Annotated in this window: 1 protein-coding gene and 1 pseudogene; both read left to right on the top strand. The window is 75.0% G+C overall.

The genetic code is table 11. The features are described 5' to 3' along the window. Positions 1-474 (top strand): annotated as a pseudogene (locus tag AC27IQ_RS26530) (cobyrinic acid a,c-diamide synthase); the annotation flags it as partial. After that, positions 471-653 (top strand): bifunctional adenosylcobinamide kinase/adenosylcobinamide-phosphate guanylyltransferase (locus tag AC27IQ_RS26525; RefSeq protein WP_487091450.1); only part of this gene is annotated, 183 nt, incomplete at its 3' end. The pseudogene AC27IQ_RS26530 and the gene AC27IQ_RS26525, both read left to right, overlap by 4 nt.

Below are 653 nucleotides of genomic sequence, written 5' to 3'. Positions count from 1 at the left end.
CCCGGCGGCTACCCCGAGCTGCATGCCGACCGCATCGCCAGCCACGCCGGCATGCGGGCCAGCCTGCGGGCGCACGTGCAGGCCGGCCGCGCGGTGTGGGCAGAATGCGGCGGCATGATGGCGCTGTTCGAATCGATCACCCTGGCCGACGGCCAGCACCGGCCCCTGTGGGGACTGCTGCCGGGCCGCGTGGCCATGCAGAAACGGCTGGCGGCCCTGGGGCCGCAGCAACTGGACGTGGACGGCCACGTGCTGCGCGGCCACACCTTCCACTACTCCACCTGCGACAGCCCGGCCCCGGTGCGTGCGCGCACCGAGCGGCCCGCGCACGTGGGGCCGCCCGGCCCGGGCGAGGCGCTGTACCGCCACGGCAGCATCCACGCGAGCTACTTCCACGCTTGGTTTCCGTCGGCCCCGCGCGCGGTGGCGGCCCTGCTGGGCACCGGCCCGGATGCGCCACGGGGGGCGCCATGAGTAGCCCTGGCCCCATCGCCGCCAGCGAGCTGATCCTGGGTGGCCAAAAGAGCGGCAAGTCGCGCCGTGCCGAGCTGCTGGCGCGCCAGTGGCTGGCCGATTCGCCCACGCACCGCGCGCTGCTGATCGCCACCGGGCAGCCCTGGGACGACGAGATGCGCGAACGCATCGCGCGCCAC

Source organism: Acidovorax sp. KPB24-07 (genome assembly GCF_057543315.1).
This window is presented reverse-complemented; position numbering and strand designations above follow the sequence as displayed.